This is a genomic window from Maribacter confluentis (assembly GCF_030505015.1).
In the GTDB taxonomy this organism is placed as follows: Bacteria; Bacteroidota; Bacteroidia; order Flavobacteriales; family Flavobacteriaceae; genus Maribacter; species Maribacter sedimenticola.
In genome coordinates, this window is record NZ_JAUKUC010000001.1 from 2,694,066 (window position 1) to 2,716,105 (window position 22,040).

At 38.4% G+C, this 22,040-nt stretch carries 11 protein-coding genes; 6 read left to right on the top strand and 5 right to left on the bottom strand.

From position 1 onward, the window contains the following. Positions 1–105 precede the first annotated feature (105 nt). The 4 genes from Q2T41_RS11700 to Q2T41_RS11715 form a co-directional block, all read right to left on the bottom strand. The gene (locus Q2T41_RS11700; RefSeq protein WP_304436243.1) at positions 106–2,049 is read right to left on the bottom strand and encodes a RagB/SusD family nutrient uptake outer membrane protein; all 1,944 of its coding nucleotides are present in this window, start codon (positions 2,047–2,049) and stop codon (positions 106–108) included. 34 nt (positions 2,050–2,083) lie between these two features. Then, on the bottom strand, positions 2,084–5,197 hold the full coding sequence (locus tag Q2T41_RS11705) for a SusC/RagA family TonB-linked outer membrane protein (RefSeq protein ID WP_304436244.1): 3,114 nt from the start codon (positions 5,195–5,197) through the stop codon (positions 2,084–2,086). 250 nt (positions 5,198–5,447) lie between these two features. After that, positions 5,448–7,874 carry a glycoside hydrolase family 31 protein gene (locus Q2T41_RS11710; RefSeq protein WP_304436245.1) on the bottom strand — a complete coding sequence of 809 codons (2,427 nt, stop codon included), beginning with the start codon at positions 7,872–7,874 and terminating at the stop codon, positions 5,448–5,450. Positions 7,875–7,956: 82 nt separating this feature from the next. Then, positions 7,957–9,330 (bottom strand): glycoside hydrolase family 28 protein, encoded by a 1,374-nt coding sequence (locus tag Q2T41_RS11715; protein WP_304436246.1) that lies wholly within the window; start codon positions 9,328–9,330, stop codon positions 7,957–7,959. A 172-nt stretch (positions 9,331–9,502) separates the two neighbouring features. Here Q2T41_RS11715 and Q2T41_RS11720 point away from each other — a divergent pair, with 172 nt between their 5' ends. The 5 genes from Q2T41_RS11720 (at position 9,503) to Q2T41_RS11740 (ending at position 20,055) form a co-directional block, all read left to right on the top strand. Continuing rightward, positions 9,503–12,325: a glycosyl hydrolase gene (locus Q2T41_RS11720; protein ID WP_304436247.1), complete on the top strand. Its 2,823-nt coding sequence runs from the start codon at positions 9,503–9,505 to the stop codon at positions 12,323–12,325. Positions 12,326–12,335: 10 nt separating this feature from the next. Further along, the gene (locus Q2T41_RS11725) at positions 12,336–13,460 is read left to right on the top strand and encodes a glycoside hydrolase family 88/105 protein (protein WP_304436248.1); all 1,125 of its coding nucleotides are present in this window, start codon (positions 12,336–12,338) and stop codon (positions 13,458–13,460) included. 24 nt (positions 13,461–13,484) lie between these two features. Continuing rightward, a complete protein-coding gene (locus Q2T41_RS11730; protein ID WP_304436249.1) occupies positions 13,485–15,266 on the top strand; it encodes a prolyl oligopeptidase family serine peptidase in 1,782 nt (593 codons plus the stop codon). Positions 15,267–15,334: 68 nt separating this feature from the next. Then, positions 15,335–18,973, top strand: coding sequence for a family 78 glycoside hydrolase catalytic domain (locus Q2T41_RS11735; protein WP_304436250.1), 3,639 nt, complete (start codon positions 15,335–15,337; stop codon positions 18,971–18,973). Positions 18,974–19,023: 50 nt separating this feature from the next. Continuing rightward, positions 19,024–20,055 (top strand): nucleoside hydrolase, encoded by a 1,032-nt coding sequence (locus Q2T41_RS11740; protein WP_304436251.1) that lies wholly within the window; start codon positions 19,024–19,026, stop codon positions 20,053–20,055. Here Q2T41_RS11740 and Q2T41_RS11745 read toward each other — a convergent pair. Beyond that, positions 20,052–21,032: a Gfo/Idh/MocA family protein gene (locus Q2T41_RS11745; RefSeq protein ID WP_304436252.1), complete on the bottom strand. Its 981-nt coding sequence runs from the start codon at positions 21,030–21,032 to the stop codon at positions 20,052–20,054. The genes Q2T41_RS11740 and Q2T41_RS11745 overlap by 4 nt on opposite strands. Positions 21,033–21,147: 115 nt before the next feature. Between Q2T41_RS11745 and Q2T41_RS11750 the strand changes: the two genes are divergently transcribed. Next, positions 21,148–22,017, top strand: coding sequence for a DUF808 domain-containing protein (locus Q2T41_RS11750; RefSeq protein ID WP_304436253.1), 870 nt, complete (start codon positions 21,148–21,150; stop codon positions 22,015–22,017). The last annotated feature ends 23 nt before the right edge of the window (positions 22,018–22,040 follow it).

The following is a 22,040-nucleotide window of genomic DNA, read 5'->3' on the forward strand; positions in this document are numbered from 1 at the left end:
CTTGCTAGTAATTATTAGTAAATGTTTAAAAAAAATCACAAAAAAAGCACTGTTATATGAACAGTGCTTCCTTACTAAAACTAACTCAAACAACTCAAATTTTTTCTAATAACCCGGATTTTGCATGGCTTGTTTTTCATCTGCTGTCAAGGTTCTGCCTTCGGTATATATACCGTCCAAGAATGTTTGGGGTATAGGTCTTAATATATGATGGTCCTTAATATTTGGAGCAGCTTCAGGGTTAAACGCAATAGTTCTTTCAACCAAGGTCAATGTTCTGCTCAAATCTTCCCATCGGTGCCATTCCCCACAAAGTTCCCTTGTACGTTCATTTAATACTAGGTTCAACATACGGTCATATTCACCACTAATACCTAATTTGTTGAAAATTGCTTCATCTTCCGCTGGTAAATTATTGATATCCGTAATGGTAAGGTCAGTGGCATCCGTAGTTACAGGAATATTATTGGATTCATAGTATGAATTTTCCTTTATGTATGAATTATCCTCTACCGGTTGGCTGAATTCGGATGTTGGGTATGCCTCGGCACCATCGGTATAAAATGCCCTGTCCTCACCATTTTTATAAGCGCCCCTATTTCTTACGGTATTGATATAATCTAGACCTTCACCATAAGCGCCCATTCTTATTTTTGCCTCTGCGGCCATTAGATAGGTTTCTGCCGATCTGGCTAAGATCTCATCACGTAAGCCCCTATTATCATTTATGGAACTTCTTGATGAATCAAAATGCTTGGATAAAGAAGGAAATCTAGGGTTAGGCAATAAACCAACACCATCTTCCGCATAGGCAACATATACATGGGGTATGGTCTTGCCATTGTATAGTATGTCTGGATTATTATTGTTTATCGTAAGGTCAAAACGGTCATCATCTGGTGTATTCATAATATACATTATTCCCAAGTCCTCTCCTGCGGTATACTCCACGCCATCAAAAACACCACCTCTGTTTACCCTGTGTTTGGTTCTAAAGGTTTTCCAGAACCGCGAATCGTTAACATGATCAAAAACATCATACGTAAAATAGGTGGCGGCCAGTCGACTATAGGGCCTCATACCTGTTAAATCTCTTTTCATCATGGGTAGATCATCATACCTTGCGGTAAACGGAACGGTGCTAAAATTAGAAGTTGCCAATGACCTATCCCTACTAAATTGTGCGGAAAGTATTAGTTCAGGTAAAAACTCATTGGGACCGTCCGGTTCCGTATAGTCCCATAATTCTTGATAATTGGCAGCTAACGGATGGTTGGCGATTACTTCATCGGACAATCTTACAACAGCCTGTAGATCCGCCGTTTTTGTTTCTCCGTTCCAAGAATCATTGATTTCGCTTGCTCTGGTTAAATAAGCCTTTGCCAAATAATGTGCTGCGGCATCTTTACTGATCTGTGCCGGAAAAACGACGGCATTGTCCAGTAGTTCATAAGCCTTGGTGAAATCCTCTATTACCTGTGCAAGTACTTCTTCTGCAGATGCCCTTGTAAATTCAAGTTCCACTGTGGTACTTACGGTTAACTTTAGTGGTACCCCGCCATACTGTCTTACTAATTTTAAATAATTATAGGCCCTTAGGAAATGAGCCTCGCCCAATGCCGTTTTCTTGACTGCTGGGTTATCTGAGTCTATGGCGTTTATAGACTCGATCAATTGGTTGGTCATGGCTATACCAGCATAAAAGTTATCCCATGGCTCCTCAGCTTGTGTACGTGTGGTGATGACTACAGAGTTGAACCTGCTGTCATAATTGTTCCACGGACTATTGGTGTCATCCCCGCCAACATGAAACTCGTCGGTTCCATAATTGGTGGTGGCAAATTGCTGTTCTGAAGGAAATGTCGATGCCAAAACCTTATAGGTTGCCCCTGTTGCCAAGGAAAGAATACCTTCTTCCGTTTCAAAAAATTCGTTGCTTCTCTGTGTGGTCAGTTCTTCTTCCAAAAAATCGTCACTACAAGAACTAAGGTACCCTACTAGCAGTAATGCGGTACATATGTTAACAATGTGTTTTTTATAATTTTTCATGTGTTGTTTATTTTTTATTAGTCAAGCTGAATTTTTAAAATTCTATATTCATCCCTACGGTGAAACCTCTATTGGATGCAGAGTTACCCAATGAATAACCTGCAGCATTATTGTCCGGTCTTGTAACATCTAGATCGATCCAATCAACTTTTGAGAAAATAAAACCTGGATTTTGGGCCTGTACATAAAAACGTAGTTTGGATAGTCCAATATCACTCGTAATTTTTTGTGGTAAATTATATCCTAAGGATACGTTTCTTACTTTAATAAAAGAACCGCTTCTATAACCTAACGTGCCAAAATAAGTGTCCCCAAAACCTGCTGAATAGATTGGTTTCTGATATTCAGAATCTGTATTGTTAGGTGTGTAATAATCTACTTTTCTAGAATTATATCTACCTACCAAACCTTCACCACCAGTATTATAGGTATAACCAAAACGTCCAAATAGGAAGAACGAAAGCTCTAGGTCTTTATATTTAAAGGTATTTGTAAGGCCTAATATATATTTTGGAATAGTATTGCCTATGATTACCCTATCATTGTTTGCATCAATTACATAATCGCCATTTTGATCTACCGGACGGGCATTACCAGGTGAAAAGGTATGTCCGTTTGCATTGAACAATGCAATTTCCGCAGCATCTGATTCTTGCCAGATCCCATTAGATGCATAACCATAGATTACGCCCAATGATTCTCCAATAAACCAATTATTATTGATGTCGTCTTCCTTGCCGTTGGCCAGTTCAACAATTTCATTTTCCTGCCAAGATGCACTGATATCCGTAGACCATTGAAAATCCTCTGTTCTAACATTTACCGTGTTCAGGGTCAAATCTATACCGTTGCTTTTTGTTTCCCCAACATTGGCAAATGTATTGATATACCCAGTAATTGATGGAATTGATTTTCTAAGCAATAGGTCCGTAGTATTGGAGGTATAGTAATCCATGCTTCCAGATACTCTGCCTGTAAAAAAGGAAAAGTCCAATCCATAATTGTATTGTGTGGTTTTTTCCCAGCCTAATTCTTGATTGGCAAGTGTTTCATCTAATTGTACGCCAGAAACAGCTGTTGATCCTACAGGATAGAATAGGGGAAGTAGTCCTCCTTTTGTGGAGTATGCGTCTATAGCGGCATTACCCGTAACACCTACACCTGCCCTAAGTTTTAGCTGATCGATCCAGTTAGAGTCGGCAAGAAATTTTTCCTGATCTATACTCCAACCTAAGGCAGCACTTGGGAAGAAAGCACCTTTGTTTCCTTCGGCCAACTGAGAAGCACCGTCATACCTTCCAGATACGGTCAGTAAATATTTATTATCGAAACCATAGTTTAAACGGGCCATATATGACAGCAATTGCCTTTCGGTTAAATCAGAATCATAACTTGAGAGTGCAACGTTATCGGCACTAAGAGCGTTCCATTTTTGACTCGCAAAAGGGATATTGTCCGCTGCCATAAAATTGGACTCTTCAATGAATTGGGTCTGACTTTGTAAAAGTGTTGCACCAAGGTCATGTTTTCCAAATGTCCTGTTATAGAGCAAAAGGTTGTCCAAGGTATAGGATAATCGTTGTCTCTTACGTAAAGCGGCATAACTGGACCCTGTTCTTATGACCGATTGACCATCTAGATAGCTGCCATTTCTATACGTTTCTATGTCCGGACCAAAGTTTGTCCTGAATTTAAGTCCTTCCCAGGCAGAACCAAATGCTCCAAAATCCAATTGGGCATAAAAGCTTGCAAAGGCCCTTAAGGTTACCCGTTGATCCTGTGAATAATCTACCTCATTAATAATGGTCTTTACCGCAATGTCCCCACCTGGGAATTCAATTCTATTGCCTTCACTATCATAAGGGAGCGTATATTGAAAAATAGACCTTGCACTTTGGTAAAGCCCGCTCTGGGCCGATACACCTACGTTACCTGAAGTAGATTGTCCATATTCCTGCGTACTGTAGGAGGTATTTATATTTCCTCCAAATGTAAACCAATCCGTAGGTGTCAACTCAACGCTAACATTGGCATTGTAACGCTCGTAACTTTGGCCCACTACACTACCGGTGTTATTGATATACCCAAACGAACCGTATGCCTTCATTTTTTCAGAACCGCCACTGGCACTTAGGGTATGTTGATTTGTAAACCCTGTTCGGGTTACAAAATCGGTAAAATCTGTCGTGATTAATTTAGTACCGTCCCAGGTGCCACCTTCCCAGCCTCTTAAAATATTGTTGAATGCCGTATCATCCCCAGAAAAAATGGCCTCGTCATTTGCAATAGTGGGTTGGTCCCCTCTAGGGAAAGTGTCAGGGTTTTCATAATATTTGGCCCATCTTCTATATTCCACAAATTCACCAGCGTTAAACTGTGTTGCTGCTTCGTTTAGGGTCTGGGTTGTTATTGCCGTATTATAGCTCAAGGTAAACCGGCCTGATTTTCCTCTTTTAGTAGTTACGATTACAACACCGTTTGCACCACGTGAACCATAAATGGCCGTTGCGGATGCATCTTTTAAAATATCTATAGATTCAATATCCGTAGGATTTATATTATCTATTCCACCGGATATAAGCGGAATACCGTCCAATACATAAAGAGGAGCGTTAGATGCGGAAAGCGATCGTTGTCCCCTAATGGTAATACTTCCTATACTACCTGGTCGTTCATTGGATGAAATATCAACACCTGCGGCCTTTCCCTGCATAGCCTCTATGGCATTGTTTACAGGCCTTGAATTAATATCTTCAGAGGATACACTAACTATTGATCCCGTAACATCTGATTTTTTAGTGGTTCCATACCCTACAACGACAACCTCGTCCAGAAGGGCACTATCTTCTTCCATAGAAATGTTATAAGTAGAATTTGTACCTATTAAAAGTTCCATGGGCTTATATCCAATAGAGCTGAACACCAATGTTTGGCCTGCCGATGCGTCAATGGAATATTCTCCGTCAAAATTTGCACTGGTACCTGTATTGGTCCCTTTTATAACAATATTTACACCTGGTAGTGGAATACCGGAATTATCGGTAATTACGCCCGATATTGTTTTTTCTTGGGCACTTATACCCAACGAGATTAAGAAAAAACATAAGAATAATGTTTTTTTGAATTTGAGTCGATTTAAGTTTTTCATAGGTTGTTAGATTATTTTGTGTAATCGATTGTACAATATAAGATCATGAAGTTATATATTAAAATAATGTGTACTGTCCTGTACTTACCTGAAAAAATTGTAAAAATGAAAATTAAAACAATTACGTATTGTCATATTCGTAAAAGGGCTCTGAAATCTTCTTTCTAAAGCGACCTTTTAGATCAACACATAAAAATTCAGGTATTTGACCTATTTATGACTATAAAAGTAATTGCATAAAAAAAGGATGCTATTTTACAATTTTAACATCTTGAACTGTATGGGCGGAAACCGCTATCTGTAATACACCATTGGTATAATTCAATTGAGAAATATCAATGCTTTTATTGTTTATGGCGATACTTGATGGTTTTTTGGGTAAATGCACTACTAAAGTATAGGTGATAATACTAGAAAGATAGTAACCTTTTGGTTGTTGAATTTTAATATGTACAGATTCTTCAGATTCTTCAGTCTCTATAATTGTAGTCGCAAAGTCGCCACTTGTATAATTTAATGATTTACCATCATCTGCATATAATGTAAAAGAACTTTTTCCTTTAGGGTATAGGTGTAGGTCTATGTTGGTAATCTCTTTTTCACCTATATAGTTTTGGGATTCTTGCATGGGTATAATGGCTCCTCCTTTTATAAAAATCGGAATTTGGTCCAACGGGCAAAGAACACTTATATGTTGTTTTCCTTGAAACACTTCTTTGGTCCAATAATTTATCCATTCGCCTTCTGGTAGATAAACAACTCTGGTTTTTGCGCCTTTATCAACTACAGGGCATACCAACATACTTTCACCCAATAGATACTGGTCTGTGATTTCATACGTATTGGCGTCATCTTGATTGTCTATAACCAAAGCTCGCATTAATGGTTTTCCTGTATTGTAGTTTTGGTATGCCGTGCAGTATAAGTACGGAATTAATTGGTAACGAAATTCATCATAGAATTTGAATATTCGAGTAGCTTCTTCGCCGTAATTCCAAGGCTCTTTATAATTTGGATGCTCCATGCCAAATAAATGCGCAATCGGACTCAATAATCCAAATTGGGTCCAGCGAATGTATAGCTCGGGGTCGGCAACATGTTCAAATCCTCCCATGCAATGTGCCCAATTACCTACGCCAGATAATCCTATGTTTAATCCTGCTTTGATTACAGGCTCAAAATATTGCCATTCGCTTGGCCAATCTCCCGCAAAAATAAAGGGATAGCGTTGTATACCGGCATACCCTTCTCGTGTGTGGTTCATTCCACGAATATTATTATACTCTTGAAATTTCTCAAAAGGTGCTTTAGCATATGCCAACGGAAAAAGGTTATGTAATGACTTGATCTCTTCTCCTTGCGGACCAACTTTGTCACTTTCATTCGCTTTATGTCCAAAGGCACTGCCTTCATCTGTTTTTAAGAACATGGCACCTTGGTCGGCCACATTTTTCACCCCTTCTTTCCACCACCAATCCACTGATTTTTTATCAAAGAAATTGACAAATTCACCTTCTCCATTTTCTTCGGGATATACATATCCACCTTTTTGTGCCTTATCCAGCAATCTATAGGTTTTACCATTGTCAAAACGTGGGCGTAAATGAAGTCCTACGGCATTTAAGTTCAACGCATATAAACTATCGAACATGGCCTTAGGGTTTTTAAAGGTTTCTCTCCATTCAAAAGTAGTAGCGCCCTTGCCACCATTTTCGCCAAAGAACCTCCAAGTGGAATCTAAGTGCAGCACATCTAAAGGAATACCTAATGACCTGAATTTTTTGGCAAGATCAATTACGTATTGTGTTGAGGTTTCCGCTTCATGTCCCCATGTGCCTCCGCTATAGGTGCCAACATGTAGACCTAGGGCGAATTTTGGTAATAGAGGAGATTTTCCGGTAATGTTGGTATAGGTGTCAAGCAAGGTTGAAAAATCAGGACCATACATTACATAGTAATCCAATTCACCCCCTTCGGCATTGAAAGAAAAGGTATCATTTGAGCTATGCCCCATATCCCAATTGGTTGGGTGGGCGTTATGCAAGAATACCCCATAGCCTGCAGTACTCATGAAAAAAGGTACTGGTGAGTAGTTTGCTTCAAGCGGATTGTATGCCCCAATAATGTGCGGAAGCCCTTGACCTCTGCCTACATTCAAACGTAGTTTTTTACCGCGTCGGTCAAGAAAATCCATGCGTTCCCCAAAACCAAAAAAGTGCTCATCAGGTTGTAGGTTGAAAGTTGTACCAATTTCTTTATTAGATTCATAAGTGCTACCTGTTTTAGTAGTATTTTTTTCCTGTAAAAGCGCATTTCCATTGTAGTCATATATTGCTATTGAAAAGGGGTTCTTATTAATTTTCAATTGAATTTTATCTGTTGAAAAACGAATCTCATTTACAGTTTCCTTTTTGCTATAGGCAACGTTTGGCCAGGTGTATTTGGTAACCATCCAGGGTTCGTTTTCCTCAAATTTACCGTTCCAGCTTGTTCTCAATCGTATGATTGACGGAGTACAAAGCTCTATTTGTAGTAGAGATGATGTCGACTTTATTTGAATTATATTCTCTTTTTCTATAACTACCATTTCATAATTCCCCATGGTTTTGATTTCTTGTCCGTAAAGCTGAAGTGAAGAAATAAGAATAAATAGAATGATGTATTTATATGTTTTCATGGTTCATTTTTTTAATGGGAGTGTTCGTTATAATAGTTGTGGAACCTTATTCGAATTCTTAAAATATTTAAGTTTTCATAAATTATTTGCTCAACTCTTTAAAATTCAACACATTTTCATGAATATGCTTTTGCTCTAAAATTGAATCAACAACTACGTTATCTAGATTAACATTTTTAATAGGTAATTCTGTTTGCCCTATGATTTTTGATAAGTACCTTGCTTTTGAAGTCGTAATTTTGGTCAAATAGATATTTTCTATAGGTGTTAGTTTACGTTCAATAGTAGGTACTAAATCTCGCCATTGGTATAAAACGTCGGTTTCAATGCCTAATACCCCTTTCTCTATAGTTTTTGAGGTAATATTTTCCACATAAATATTTTTTACATAACCACCTCTTCGCTCATTAGTCTTTATAAAAACTAGATGAAACATTTTTGCGTTGGCCTCTACTGTGCAGTTTTCAACCCACACATTTTCAATACCACCAGATAGCTCACTGCCAATTGCTAATAATTGGTGACCATTTATCATGGTGCAGTTACGCATTACGATGTTTTTTGAAGGTGTATTTAGTTTCCAGGCATCTTGGTTTCTGCCCGATTTTACTGCAATTGCATCATCACCTTGGTCAAAAACACAATTTTCAATTAAAATATTTTGACTCATTTCGGGGTCTACGCCATCATTATTATGTCCCTTGGCAAATACGTTAACATTTCTAATGACCACATCTTTTGATAGGTAAGGATGTATGGTCCAAAATGGACTATTTTCTATCGATACACCTTCTAGTAAAATATGCTCGCTACGGTTAAACTGAATAAATTGCGGGCGAAAGTGTGCCGAATCATTTACCATTTGACGTTCTTCAACCGGTTTGTTGTATGATGCCATTGTATAGAGTCTTTTTAAACTCTCCATATGTGGCTTTGGCCTAGCAAACCATTTTTTCCAAATTTCCATTTTGGCTTTTAGCTTGCCTTCTCCGGTGATAGCAATATTTTTACATTTATAGGCATAAATTAGCGGGGAATAATTATAACACTCCATTCCTTCCCAAGTAGTATGTACTGCTGGTAGATAGTCCTCAGGATTCTCTGAAAATAATAGAATTGCGCCTTTTTTTAGATGTAGGTTTACATTGCTTTTAAAATGTATCTTTTTGGTTACCCATTCACCTTCAGGTATTATAACCGTGCCGCCACCAATTTTATTAGCTTCATGTATAGCTTTTTCTATAGCAATTGAATTTTTCTCTTTGTCATCAGTAATAGCACCAAAATCTGTAATGATAAATGTAGGGGCCAATTTAAAATCAGGAATTATTATCGGAGGCATTTTAAACGGTGCATCTACTTGTATTTTCTCGTTTAAGAGCGTATACTTTTCCTTTTTGCATGAAATATTTACAATGGTTAAAAAGGTTAAAAGAAAAAAGATAGGGTGTTTCATGAGTGCCAATATATAGAAGATCACAACAAAGAATTAATAAATTAAAATTGGGTAATGTTGTGGTGTGTCGATAAATATAATTGTTGTTTTTTCAATGACTACCCTGTACTATGCTGTTCAGCCTCATGTAATATTCATAAAAACACTATTGACAGCATAGCACAGGATGGTCATGTTTGTGAATGATGTTATTTTAGGGGCTATGGAATTTTCGCTTATAAGAATTAAGAAAATTGTTAGTAATTGTTGCTGTTTGTTGTTGTGTGCAACTGCAGTTTTACATGGGCAAAATCAGCATAAAAATGGTCCTAGTAATGCAAAGGAAAGTCGTGTGTTTACTGAAAACATTGACAGTAAAATACCTACAAATACTACAAAACCTTGGACCCGCTGGTGGTGGATGGGTAGTGCAGTTGATGAACAGAATATTAAAGCCTCATTGATCTCGTTTTCCAAAGTAGGCTTGGGTGGTGTAGAAATTACGCCAATTTATGGGGTAGAAGGGGAAGATGCTAATAATGTTCCCTTTTTATCTGAACAGTGGTTGGCGCTGTTGGATTACACCATTAAAACAGCTGATAGTTTAGGCCTGCAGGTAGATATGAATCTGGGAACGGGTTGGCCCTACGGCGGACCGCAAATAGATTTGGAGCATGCAGCAACACGATTGGTTGTAGATAGTGTTCAACTAAAGAAAGGGCAACGCTTTACAGGTAATCTAACTCCGCAAAATGTAAAGGATACCCTTGGTGCCAAAATAGCCGTAGTTATGGCTTTTGGCAAAGATGGTAGTGTTGTTGATTTAACATCCAACCTACAGAACAATAGTTTAAAATGGAAAGCCAAAAAAACCGATTATACGTTGTATACCGTCTTTACCGGTAAAACAGGGCAAAAGGTAAAACGTGCTGCGCCAGGCGGAGAAGGGTATACGGTAGACCATTATTCCAACAAGGCATTTGAACAATATGTAACCCGATTTAATGCGGCGCTTAAAAGCAATGGTAAAGGGTTAAGGGCTATTTTTAATGATAGTTATGAGGTTTACGGAACAGATTTCACCCCTGATTTTTTTGAACAATTTGAGCGGCTTAGAGGATATGATTTAAAACCGCATTTGCAAGAATTATTCGCTACCTCTGATACTGAAATGGCGAATAGAATTAAGAGTGACTACCGTGAAACCTTATCAGATTTGTTATTGACCGAGTTTGATGAACCTTGGACGGAATGGGCAAACCAACATGGGTATACATCTAGATTACAGGCGCATGGGTCACCGGGTAATCTAATTGATTATTATGCTTCGGCAGATATACCTGAATGTGAGACTTTTGGTTCTATGCCCTATGATATAAAAGGTTTTAGGAGGGAGAAAGAAGATATTAGGGAAGGTGATGCAGATCCGGTAATGCTGAAATTTTCTTCTTCTGCCGCCCACATTGCAGGTAAACCTTTGGTGTCATCAGAGACATTTACATGGTTGCGAGATCATTTTAAAACAGCGCTTTCGCAAACAAAACCAGAGGCAGAAGATTTGTTGCTGAATGGTGTTAACCATATCTTTTTACATGGTTCAACCTACTCGCCCAAAAGGGCGGTTTGGCCAGGTTGGAAGTTTTATGCGTCGGTAAATTTTAATGAAAACAATACCATTTGGGAAGATGCCCCGGCATTGTTCTCCTATATTGAGAATTGCCAGAAATTGTTGCAATCGGGCAAGCCGGACAATGAAATATTACTCTATTGGCCTATTCATGATGTATGGGACGATTATTTAAAGGGTCAACGCTTTTTTCAGTTTAAAATCCACTCGTTGGATGAATGGCTGCACGGCACCAAATTTTACGGTCTTGCAACAGATTTGGCACAACAAGGGTATGCGACCGACTTTATATCCGACCGATTCATTGAAGACCTATCCTATGAAAATGGTTCATTGCAAACCCAAGGGGTGGCCTATAAAAGTTTGGTGGTGCCAGATGCCGATAAAATGCCATTGGCTACATTCAAGAAGCTGGTAGAACTTAAAAAACAGGGAGCTCAAATAATTTTTCAAGGGCTACCGGAGTCCGTGCCTGGCTTTGCTGAATACATGGAAAAGAATAACGCCTTGTCACAGTTAAAGACTGAGAATACATTAGTGCTGCAACCGCAAAATTCAATTGGTAAGGCCTTACGGGATAAGGGCCTGTATCCAGAAACGATTGTTGAAACCGGACTCAAATTTATCCGCAGAGACCTCAATGGGGAAAAAATCTACTATTTGGTGAACCATACGGCAAATGCTATAAGCGGAACATTTACTATACAAACAGAAGCTGAAAAAGTAATTCTTTATGACCCATTGTCTCAAAAGGAAGGCGTGGGAATAAGCGAAATTCAAAATGGTACAACCTTAGTGAAGTTACATATTCCTTCTGGCGGTTCACTCTTTTTAAAAACCGCCCAATCATCTAGCAAGGAATCTTGGGAGTATTTAAAAGAATCAGAAACATCGCATGTATTAAATGCTGAATGGAAGATTGATTTTATAAAAGGCGGTCCGTCATTACCTGAATCAGCAACTTTAAATGAGCTGAACTCATGGACGGAATTAGGGGAGGATGCTTCTTATTTTTCAGGAACGGCACGATATGAAACCACATTTGAAAATCCTGATGCTACTATAGAAAATTGGAAGCTACGCTTTAACGAAGTTCGAGAAAGTGCTAAAATTTGGTTAAACGACATGTATGTAGGTACGCTTTGGGCAAATCCTTTTGAGTTGGAGTTATCAAATTTAAAATCGGGCAAAAACACATTGCGAGTAGAAGTTACCAACTTGCCCGCAAACAGAATCCGAGCTAAGGAACTACGGGGAGAAGAATGGAAGATTTTCAAGGAAATTAATATGGTGAATAAAGATTATCAAAAATTTGATGCTACAATTTGGAGCCCTACACCATCAGGATTACTAGGAGAGGTTTCCATTATACCATTAATCAAAAACTAACACAAAATATATGAAGTGCAATAAATTGATACTTATTTTGGGAGTATACCTTTTTCAGGGTATGCTGAACGCCCAAGAAATAAACAGGGATTCCGTCTTAAAGAACATGCAACTTGCCAATAATTATTTTATGGAGAAATGGCAAGATGTGGGTAAAACCATAATCACCAATAAGGAACGGCCCAGTAATATTTGGACCCGTGGGGTGTATTACGAGGGGTTAATGGCCTTGCATGAAATTTATCCTAAAGAGGAGTATTACAACTATGCCTATGACTGGGCGGAGTTTCATAAGTGGAGTTTTAGATATGGTACCGCAAACAGAAACGCAGATGATTACTGCGCTGCCCAAACTTATATAGACCTTTACAATTTGGAGCCTGACCCAAAGAAATTAAAGAATACAAAGGCAACGATAAATATGTTGCTGAACACGCCACAATTAGATGATTGGTCATGGATAGATGCCATACAAATGGGAATGCCCGTTTTTGCTAAATTAGGCGTGTTGCAGAATGATGACCGATACTTTGAAAAAATGTATGAGATGTACATGTTTACCAGAAATAGTCATGGTGATAATGGGTTGTATAATCCTAAAGACGGACTCTGGTGGCGCGATGCTGATTTTGACCCACCCTATACCGAACCTAATGGAGAAGATTGCTATTGGAGCCGTGGTAACGGTTGGGTAATTGGGGCATTGGCCAAAGTGTTAACGATTATTCCAGAAGATGCACCGCACCGCCAGCAATATGTAGATGACCTTGTAGCCATGTCAGAAGCACTGGTTCCCATTCAACGTAAAGATGGTTTTTGGAACGTTAGTCTGCACGACCCAAAACATTATGGTGGTAAGGAATTATCCGGTACGGCATTATTTGTTTACGCAATGGCCTACGGTGTAAATAATGGCATTTTAAGTAGAGAAAAATATAGACCCGTAATTGAAAAGGGATGGAATGCCATGGTAAAGGATGGTCTGCATGATAACGGATTTTTAGGTTTCGTGCAATCTACGGGTAAAGAACCAAAAGACGGACAACCACTTTCCTATACCAAAATACCTGATTTTGAAGATTACGGATTAGGATGTTTTCTGCTAGCAGGCAGTGAAGTCTACAAAATGAAGTAAATTCAGATTCAAATCCGACCAAACATGAATTTTAAAAGTTTTTTACTAGTAGTTTGCTTTACCACTTTAGGCTTTTCACAGCAAAAGGAAATTACCTTATGGCCAGACGGGGTTCCTGGAAGTATTCAAAGTGATACCTATGAAGAATCAGCAACTTATGATGAATTAGAAGTTGTGCGGGGCGTATCTAAAGTATCACAACCGACCCTTACACCGTTTTTGGCCGATGCTTCTATTGCCAATGGTAGCGCGGTAATAATTTGCCCGGGTGGTGGGTATACGCATTTGGCGATAAACAAAGAAGGGTATAAAGTTGCAAAATGGTTAAATACGCTCGGTATTTCTGCCTTTGTGCTAAAATATAGAATGCCTACGGATGAAACCATGACCGACAAAACTGTAGGTCCGCTACAAGATGCACAAGAAGCAATGCGCATGGTCCGTAAAAATGCAAAACGCTATAATATTGATGCCAGTAAAATTGGAATTTTAGGTTTTTCTGCTGGCGGACATTTAGCAAGTACACTATCCACCCATTTTAATGATAAGGTTTATGAGCACGATGCATCAATCAGTGCACGACCAGATTTTTCTGTATTGGTTTATCCGGTAATATCAATGAAAGAAGGTGTTACCCATGAAGGTTCTAAAAGAAGTTTATTAGGTAATAATCCATCCGAAGAACTACTTAAAAAATATTCAAATGCACTTCAAGTAACATCTAATACACCGCCTACTTTTTTGGTGCATGCAAGCGATGACACTGCTGTACCGGTAGAGAATAGCTTAGAATATTACGATTCGCTTAAAAAGCATAAGGTATCTGCCGAATTACATATGTATGAAAATGGCGGACATGGTTTTGGACTAGGGGTTTCAGGCACCAATGCAAACTGGCCAAACGATTTAAAACAGTGGTTTTTAGCGCATGATTTGGTAAAGAAAGATGAGGTATACATCTTTTCTTATTTTGTAGGCAATGGAGAAGACGGTTTACATTTTGCCTATAGTGAAGATGGGTACTCATGGGAAAGTCTTCGCAACGGAGCATCTTATTTGACACCTAGTGTTGGTAAAGATAAGCTAATGCGCGACCCTTGTATCATTAAAGGTGGCGATGGTAAATATCATATGGTCTGGACCGTTAGTTGGACGGATAAAGGCATTGGTTATGCCACGTCTAATGATTTGGTGAATTGGTCAACTCAGCAGTTTATTCCTGTAATGGGAAAAATGGCAGGTACCCGAAATACTTGGGCGCCAGAGATTACGTATGATGATGCAAGAGGCGTATATATGATTTATTGGGCGAGTACTATTGAAGGTAAATATCCTGAAACCAAGAGCAAAAAAGAGAATGGGTATAACCACCGGATGTATTATACCACTACCAAAGATTTTAAAACCTTTACCGATACAAAAGTGTTATATGAGCCAGGCTTCAATGTCATTGATTCATCTATTTATAAATGGGACGATAAATTTATCATGTTCCTAAAAGATGAAACCGTTGAGCCAGAGCAAAAAAATATTAAAATGGCGTTTAGCGATAATCTGGAAGGACCTTATTCGCAAGCAAGCAACCCTATTAGTGGAGACTATTGGGCAGAAGGGCCAACGGCCATTCGTATAGATGGTAAATGGATCGTTTATTTCGATAAATATAAGAATCATGCCTATGGGGCAGTTGCTTCTAGCGATTTAAAAAACTGGGAAGATATTTCTGACCAGGTTTCATTTCCTGTAGGATTACGGCATGGTACTGTATTTAAAGCACCAAGATCACTATTGCCAGGATTGAAATAATGAAATAGTAGACCCAATTGTGGTTAAAGTTGAATGCCGTATAAATTTAAACAAAACAAAGTATAGTTATGAAAAGTGAAAGTATAGACCAGGTAAAAGTTATCACCTTATTGGTTTTATTACTAGCATGTAATTTGGGTCTATCACAAACACCGGTGACTGCACTTACCGTAGAATATTTGGAGACTCCTTTAGGAATAGATGTTGTGGCCCCTCGTTTCGGTTGGCAAATGGAAAGCGATGCAAACAAAAAAGGACAGGCGCAAACCGCTTATCAACTTACCGTATTTGATGAAGCCAATACACTTGTTTGGAATTCTGGTAAAGTCGAAAATGGAAATTCTTTAAACGTTGTGTATGATGGAGAGAATTTAAATCCTAAAACACGTTATAGTTGGGAAGTGAAAGTTTGGGACGAGGAAAGAAAACTTAGCGCAAAAAAATCGTGGTTTGAAACTGGCTTAATGGATGCCGACCCAAATTCTAAGCAATGGAACGGAGCTCAATGGATCGGTGGTACAGATGATGATTTAGTGCTATACTCCCAATATTTATCGGTGTTCAATTTAGCATATTCACTTCAGTTAGATAAAGTATCGAAAAGTACGAAAGCATCTTTTGTGTTTGGGGCCAATGATACGCGGTTAATGAATAGCGATAAGAATATACAAGGCGTAAAGAACGCAAAAGATGAAAGTTATATACGGTTTGAGTTGGATATCTCAGATGTTGATGGCACTGTCAATGGTTTAGGTAAATTCAATGTGTATAGGGTTGGGTATGCTGTTGACGATACTGATCAAAAACCTTTTCGTTCTTATGAAATTCCTTCAAGTCAAATCAACAATACTAATAAGTATGATCCACATACATTTTTGGCCAAATGTAATTTTGGACTGTTCGAGATTTTTATGAACGGAACATCAGCAGAGCATAAAATTTCAGGAAACGACGATGCTATGCCGCCGCCAAGAGGTAAGGTTGGTTTTAATTTAAACCCTGTGGGTAAAGGAAATGATTATATCAGTTTTCCAATGGTAGCAGATATTGGTTTTTATGCAGCGGCTGGTCAAAAGGCAACTTTTTCAAATGTACAGGTCAAAAATTTTCGAGAACCATCTAATGTGCTTTTTAATGAAGAATTAGATGCTGAATCTTATGATGGAATTTTTGCTAAAAAGGGCTTAGCAAGCCAAAGTTTAAAGGTTTCCGATAGTGGTTATGAAATTAAGGCTACCGACCAACCTGTTCTCATTGTTGCAGATCCAAGCCAAAATGCTTCACCCATGTTACGTACTGCATTCATATCTGATGACAAACAAATTGCTAAAGCCAGAATTTATGCCTCTGCACGCGGTATTTATGAATTGTATATAAATGGCAAGCGGGTAGGAGATGATTATTTTAACCCTGGACTAACACAGTACAACAAAACTCAAATGTACCAGACCTACGATGTAACCCATTTACTAACCGCTGGTCAACATAATGTTTTTGGGGCATTATTGGGCGAAGGTTGGTGGAGTGGAAATATTACCTATAGTGGTGAGAATTGGAATTATTTCGGTGATCGTCAATCATTATTGGCGCAACTTGTAATTACGTATAATGATGGTACTGAGCAGGTGATAAAAACAAAAGATACGGATTGGAAATTATTTACCGAGGGCCCAATTCGTTACGGTAGTTTCTTTCAAGGTGAAGTGTATGATGCCACCAAAGAAGAAGAAATTGAAGGTTGGTCGACTGCTGATTTTGATGATGAAAATTGGAAATCGGCTGTAGAAGTTCCATTAACGGGTAATACCTATCAATCTGCTGATTTTGATTATAAAGAATTGAAACTGATTGCTCAGATAGGGGAGAATGCCAGTATCGTAAAAGAGCTGACCCCAGTAAATGTGCAAGAGGTAAGACCTGGAGTTTTTGTATATGACATGAATCAGAATATGGTAGGGTTCCCTAAAATACAGCTACCGCCAGGACAAGCAGGTGATACCATTACCCTTAGGTATGCAGAGGTTAAATACCCCGATTTATCAGAATACCAGAAAAATACCGGAATGGTCATGTTAGAAAACATTAGAGCAGCACTTACACAGGACATTTATATAAGAAAAGGTGGTGAAGAAACCATTCAACCTCGGTTTACTTTTCATGGGTATAGATATTTAGAAATTACAGGAATTGAGAAGGCACTTCCGTTGAACGATGTGAAAGGTTTAGTGGTTAGTTCTATTAAGGAAATTGCTTCAAAGTATGCATCTTCGAACAAATTGGTGAATAAGTTATGGGAAAATATAACTTGGTCATTAAGGGGTAATTTTCTTTCCATACCAACCGATACACCGGCTAGAAATGAGCGAATGGGTTGGAGTGGCGATATCAATGTTTTTTCAGAGGCCTCGACCTATTTGGCCAATGTAGCCCCATTTTTGGATCGCCACATGTTGGCAATGCGCGATGTACAGCGAGAAGACGGACGTTTTACCGATGTTGCTCCGGTAGGTGGCGGATTTGGAGGAACGCTCTGGGGAAGTGCTGGTATTATAGTCGCTTGGGAAGTATACCTACAATATGGAGATTTGGTATTACTTGATCAACATTATGATGCTATGAAACGGTATGTAGAATTTTTGAATTCAAAAATAGATAGCAAAACAGGTGTAATAAACGAAGGGCCATTAGGCGATTGGTTGAGCCCAGAAGGATATAAAAATGAAGACACCATGTTTTGGACGGTCTATCATTTACGCGATTTGGAAATAATGGTCGAAGTCGCACACCTATTGAACAAACCTACCGATGTTGAAATTTTTAAAAATCAGTATGAGGAAAGAAAGAAATTCTTAAATGCTACTTATTTTGATGAAACTACCGGAAAAACAGTGCATTTAGGAAATCAATCTATGCGTTTTGGTCCCCCATTACCACCCGAGATGACGAAAAAAGAAGGAGATTTGGTAGATACCCAAGCTTCCTATGCGATTCCGTTAAATTTTAATGTGCTAAATAATAAGAATAAAGAAATGGCCATCACCAATTTAGTGACTACTATTCAACGTACTAATAAAGATGAACTTGGTGCCGAGCGACCTCAATATTCTTTAATGACCGGTTTTATAGGAACAGCATCCCTTAACCATGCCCTTTCTGAAAATGGGGAACATGAGGTGGCCTATAAATTATTGCAACAGACTTCGTACCCTTCATGGTTGTATTCCGTAAAAAATGGGGCAACAACTATTTGGGAGCGATTGAATTCGTATACCGTTGAAAATGGATTTGGAGGTAATAATAGTATGAATTCTTTTAATCATTACTCTTTTGGCGCCGTTGCAGCATGGATGTATAATTATTCTTTAGGTATTCAACGTGATCCCAACCATCCTGCATTTAAACATTTTGTGCTACAACCTATACCAGACCCTACTAAAGAAATGAAATTTGCAAAAGGGCATTACGATAGTATGTATGGTCGAATTACAAGTGAATGGCAATGGGGCGATAAAGAATGGATTTATAAAGTTGTTATTCCTGCAAATACTTCGGCAACGTTAAAACTAGGGGCAAAGGCAGTAAATCAAATTACTATAGATGGTAAGAAAATTAAAAAGGCCAAAGGGGTTACATTAGTAAATGAAGATGGCCAAGACTTAATTTTAGAATTGGTGTCGGGCAATTATAAAATTCATATTTCAGAATAATTCAGACCGGAAATTAGGGGTCAATTGTGTTAATTTATTAAATTGTGTTTATGAGATGTTCAAAATTTTTAATGCTTTTCGTTTTTATAAATATAGCCTTTGGTAATTGTTGGGCTCAAGAGGAACTTTCAGAATTAAATTCGATGGTTAAACCGCGTATGCGGGTAATTATCGATAATGATTTGGGTGGTGACCCAGATGGGCTTTTTCAGTTGGCCCATCATTTATTATCCCCATCGGTAGAAATACGAGGTATTGTTGCTTCCCATTTATATGAACGAGGTTTTGGTGGGCCGGGCACTTCTGAGTATGCGAAAGAGAAGGCGTTAGAAATTCTAAAGATTTTAAAGCTGAATAACTCAATACCGGTCTACACTGATAAAAGTAAAAGCATGACAGATGTTAATACACCGATAGACAGTGATGCCGTACAGGCAATTATTAAAGAGGCTATGCGAACAGATACCGATTTGCCCCTTTATGTAGTGTGTGGTGGTGGATTAACCAATATTGCAAGCGCTTATTTGTTAGCGCCGAAAATTGCCGATAAAATTACCCTAGTTTGGATCGGTGGTCCTGAATATACGGATATTGCCATACCACCACCAGGTTATACCACATTAGAATACAATTTGGGAATTGATATTAAAGCAGCTCAGGTCATTTTCAATACTTCTAACATAGAGCTATGGCAAGTGCCTAGAAATGTGTATAGACAGCCTATTATGTCATATTCAGAATTAATAACCAAAGTAAAAAGCGAGGGAGAATTGGGCGATTATCTGTACAATACGATGCGAACCGTATTTACTACATTAAAAGAATATAAAGTAAATATTGGAGAAACATATATAATGGGTGATAACCCGCTAGTGCTTTTAACGGCCCTGCAATCCTCTTTTGAGCCAGATCCCTCATCTAGCAGCTATATTGTAAAACAAGCCCCTATAATTAATGAATCTGGGGTTTACGAAACGAATCTAAAGGGGCGAAACATAAGGGTCTATAATACTATAGATAATCGACTTTTATTTCAAGATTTTTATGCCAAGTTAGCGTTGTTCGCTGTGGATAAAAATTAAATGCAGCGTCCACTTAACTTCTCCAAAATATACATAACCAATAAACCATCTTCAGCAGGGCAGGGGTTTTCTCCTTTGTTAAGAAAATAGTCTACCGCAGCCTTTATCATAGGTTCTTGCACATGTTTTGGGTTATCAAAAGTGAAGGTTTTAATTCCATTTTCAGTAGTAAGGAATACGCTGTTTCCAAAAAAGGAAAATTTGATAGTTCCTTCTGTGCCATAAATGATGCATTCGTCCTTTTTGCTTTTTTCGGCTACATTAAAATTCCATACACCTCTAAATTGAACCCCACTTTCAAAAGATAGGATTCCATTTACAACTTCTTCAACTTTAGAAGTGTTTTTTGGGTGTTTAGTAAACCCGGTAGCCGCTGCAATAGGTCCGAAATAATGAATCATTAAATCGATTTGATGTGGAGCCAGATCATAGAAATATCCACCTCCGGAAACCTCGGGATTTAATCGCCAGTTTTCTTGTGAGGCTGCAACCAGATCAGCTACTTTTGGTTGTAATATTTGGATGTCTACATGGGTGATGTTTCCAATGACTTTTTTGTCTAAAAGTTCCTTTACCTTTAAAAATGCAGGCAATTTTCTACGATAGTGCGCAACGGTAAGTTTGCCGCTACTTTTGGTAACAGCATCGCAAATTTGTTTTGCCTCAACACCATCTAGAGCCATCGGTTTTTCCAGGTATACTAGTTTGCCGGCATCTAACGCTTTTAGGGCATATTCCAAATGGGTGGAGGGCGGTGTGGCAATGTACACGGCATCAATTTTTTCATTGTTCAGAATATCATCGGCATCATTGCTAAAGTTGGGAACATTATGCCTTTGGGCAAAATCTTTAGCTTTTGCTTCATCTCGTCGCATTACCACAACTAAATTTGAATGTTCAATGCGCTGAAAAGCCGGACCACTTTTTATTTCTGCAACATCTCCACATCCAATAATCCCCCAATTAATAGATTTCATAATGAGTTTATTATAACTTTCTTAAAACTACAAAATAACCTTGAGTTACTATTTGTGCCAATAGGATTCTTCTAATTGGACCCATTAAATTAATTTTGATCAAAATTTAAGAATAATGGCTTCAGGTTTTTTTGCAATTTTAGATGATGTAGCGGCACTGCTAGACGATGTTGCGACAATGAGTAAAGTCGCTACCAAAAAAACGGCGGGCATCTTAGGGGATGACCTGGCCGTAAATGCTGAAAAGGCATCCGGTTTCGTGTCCAGTAGGGAAATCCCGGTTCTTTGGGCCATTACCAAAGGCTCGCTATTGAATAAAATTATTATTCTGCCCATTGCGTTTTTGTTAAGTGCATTTTTACCATGGGCCGTTACCGTAATTTTAATTCTTGGTGGCGTGTATTTGGCCTATGAAGGCGCGGAAAAAATATATGAGTTTTTCGTTCCCCATGAACATGCCACCAACTCAATGGAGACAAAGACCATGACCAAGGCGGAAATTTTGGAAATGGAAAAGACAAAAATAAAATCTGCTATAGTTACTGATTTTATTCTGTCCATAGAAATTGTAATTATTGCATTGGGAGCCGTTATCCAAGAACCGCTGGTTACCCAAATAGCGGTAGTTTCTTTTGTGGCCCTATTGGCTACCGTTGGTGTTTATGGAATAGTGGCGTTAATCGTAAGAATGGATGAGTTTGGAATACGATTGATGAATATAAACAAGGAAGATAATAGTACATCAGATAAGATAGGTCGTTTCTTTGTCAATGCATTGCCCAAAGTTATTAAGGCCTTGTCCGTAATTGGTACGATAGCACTATTATTGGTGTCTGGAGGTATTTTTGTACACAATATAGATTTCTTCCATCACTTATTGCCCAATATACCCGGTATAATAGTGGAGTTTGGTGTTGGTTTATTAATAGGGTTTTTGGCACTTCTTATTTTTAATGGGGTAAAGGCTTTATTTGTCAAAAAATAGTTGGGTATGTCTATCGGATTTTC